A 2,783-nucleotide genomic window follows, 5' to 3' on the forward strand; every position below is an offset into this window, starting at 1 on the left:
CTATCGGGGAGTCCTTTTTTTGTCCATAGCTATAAGCTCTTTATCCACTGGCAGAGCCAGTGGTTCTTTAAGCAAAAGTATCAGGGGCGGAACCGTTAAGCGGTTCTGCCCCTGACAGATCTGATGAAAATCTTGCTTTTTCTTACAGCTTGGAGACAATCTCGGCGGTATCGGAGGCGATCATAAGCTCCTCGTCGGTGGGGATGACCATGACGGTCACTTTGGAATCGTCGGCGGAGATAATGGCTTCCTTGCCCCGGGTGTTATTCTTCTCCTCATCCATCTTCACCCCCATATACTCCAGGCCGGAGGCAATGGCCATACGGGTGCCGGCAGCGTTCTCGCCCACACCGGCGGTAAAGATGATGCCGTCCACACCGCCCATGGCGGCGGCGTAGGCGCCGATATACTTCTTCACGTCATAGTAGAACACATCCAGAGCCAGGCGGGCGCGGTGGTTGCCCTCAGCAGCGGCACTCTCCAGATCGCGGAAGTCGGAGGACACGCCGGAAATGCCCAGCACGCCGGACTTCTTGTTCAGGATATTGAGCATCTCCTTGATGTCATAGCCATACCGGCCCATCAGGTACTCCAGAATGGTGGCGTCCATGTCGCCGGAGCGGGTGCCCATGGGTACGCCGGCCAGAGGGCCAAGACCCATGGTGGTGTCCACGCACTTGCCGTCCACAATGGCGGCCAGAGAGGAACCGTTGCCCAGGTGGCAGGAGATGAGCTTCAGGCCCTTGGGATCGCGGCCCATGAGGGCGGCGGCCCGGGCGGAGACATAGCGGTGAGAGGTGCCGTGGAAGCCATAGCGGCGAACCTTGTCCTTCTCATAGTACTCATAGGGGATGGCATAGGTATAGGCCTTCTCAGGCATGGTCATGTGGAAGGCGGTGTCGAACACGGCCACCTGGGGCTTGGTGGGCATGACCTTCTGGCAGGCCTCGATGCCCATCAGGTTGGCGGGGTTGTGCAGGGGGCCCAAGGGGATGCACTCCTTGATGGCCTCAATGCAGGCGTCGTCAATGATGCAGCTCTCGGTAAAGGCCATGCCGCCGTGGAGCACGCGGTGGCCCACAGCGTCGATCTCGTCCATGCTGGCGATGACGCCGTGGTCGCTGTCGGTCAGAGCCTGAAGCACAGCCTCAATGGCCTCAGCGTGGGTAGGCATGGGGATCTCAGCCTCAAACTTCTGGTCCTTGGCGGGCACCTTGTGGGTCAGGCGGCCGTCAATGCCAATACGCTCGCACAGGCCCTTGGCCAGCACATCCCGGGTGGCCGGGTCCATCAGCTGATATTTCAGGGAAGAGCTTCCTGCGTTGATGACGAGTACCTTCATGTAACTTGTCTCTCCTTTTGCAAATCGTTCTCCGCCTTGCGGGCAGGATGATTCCGTAGTAGAATAAGCATATTCTATTTTATCCTCTTTGTTCCAAAAGGACAACACTTTTTTTGCATCAAATCGAAGAATTCTTCATTTCGGAGGGAATTTCATGCAGGTTGCCGGTATTGTGGCAGAATACAACCCCTTTCACCTGGGCCATGGCTGGCATATTGCCGAAACCAGGCGGCTCCTTGGCGGTGACGCCGGTATCGTCTGCGCTATGAGCGGAAACTTTGTCCAGCGGGGTCAGGCAGCCGTCATAGACAAATGGCGGCGGGCGGAGTGCGCCCTGCTGGGTGGGGCCGATCTGGTGCTGGAACTGCCCACCGTGTGGGCGGCCGCGTCAGCAGAGGCTTTTGCCCAGGGGGCGGTAGCCCTGCTGGCTGCCTCCGGCGTGGTGGATGTGCTGTCCTTCGGATGTGAGAACGGGGACGCGGCTTCCCTGTCTGCCGCGGCGGACTGCCTGCTCACCGGCGCCCATCGGGAGCTGCTCCGGGAGGAGCTGGGCCGTGGTGTGTCCTTCCCTGCCGCCCGGCAGGCGGCGGCGGAGCGGCTCATCGGTCCTCAGGCCGGCTGTCTGAGTACCCCAAACAATAACCTGGCTGTGGAGTATCTAAAGGCGCTGAAGCGGCTCCACTCCCCCATAGCACCTCTGGCCGTGGCCCGGGTGGGCGCCGGCCACGACGCTGCCGCTCCAGCCGGCGGCTTTGCTTCTGCCTCTGCCATTCGGGCCATGCTGAAAGACAGCCGTTGGGAAGACGCCGGGCGCTATCTCCCATCTTCCACCACATCTCTCCTCTTACAAGAGGCAGAACAGGGCCACTGCCCCGCCGGGCTGGAGCAGTGTGAGCGGGCGGTGCTGGCAAGGCTGCGGGCCATGGACGAGGACGATTTCGCCGCCCTGCCAGACAGCGGCGCCGCCGAAGGCCTGCCCCGGCGGCTGACGGAGGCCGCCAAAACCAGCTGCTCCATCGAGGAATTCTGCGATGCCACCAAGACCAAGCGGTATACCCACGCCAGAATCCGGCGTCTGGTGCTGTGGGCCTTCCTGGGCCTGACCGCCGCTGACCGTCCCTTCGCTCCACCCTATCTGCGGGTACTGGCCTTCAACCGCCGGGGACAGGCACTGCTCCGGGAGATGCGGGAGAAGGCAGCCCTGCCGGTGCTGGTGAAGAGCGCCCACGCCCGGCGGCTGCCCGAATCTGCCCGGCAGCTCTTTAATCTGGAGGCACGCTGCACCGACCTCTACGCCCTTTGTTCCCCCCTGCCCCGCCCCTGCGGGCTGGAGTGGACTACCGGGCCGGTGTTGGCTATATAAAAGAGTCACAACCTCCGGCTAAGCCGGAGGCTTGATTAAGCCCTATAAGGGCATAATACAGACAATACCCCTAAAGGG

At 61.4% G+C, this 2,783-nt stretch carries 2 protein-coding genes; one reads left to right on the top strand and one right to left on the bottom strand.

What is annotated here, in order from left to right; translation table 11 throughout:
* Nucleotides 1–142 precede the first annotated feature (142 nt).
* Nucleotides 143–1,342, bottom strand: coding sequence for an acetate kinase (locus Q0K06_RS13815; protein WP_294553734.1), 1,200 nt, complete (start codon nucleotides 1,340–1,342; stop codon nucleotides 143–145).
* A 154-nt stretch (nucleotides 1,343–1,496) separates the two neighbouring features.
* Between Q0K06_RS13815 and Q0K06_RS13820 the strand changes: the two genes are divergently transcribed.
* Nucleotides 1,497–2,705 (top strand): nucleotidyltransferase family protein, encoded by a 1,209-nt coding sequence (locus Q0K06_RS13820; RefSeq protein ID WP_294553737.1) that lies wholly within the window; start codon nucleotides 1,497–1,499, stop codon nucleotides 2,703–2,705.
* Nucleotides 2,706–2,783: the final 78 nt, after the last annotated feature.

This window comes from uncultured Pseudoflavonifractor sp. (assembly GCF_944387805.1).
In the GTDB taxonomy this organism is placed as follows: domain Bacteria; phylum Bacillota; class Clostridia; order Oscillospirales; family Oscillospiraceae; genus Pseudoflavonifractor.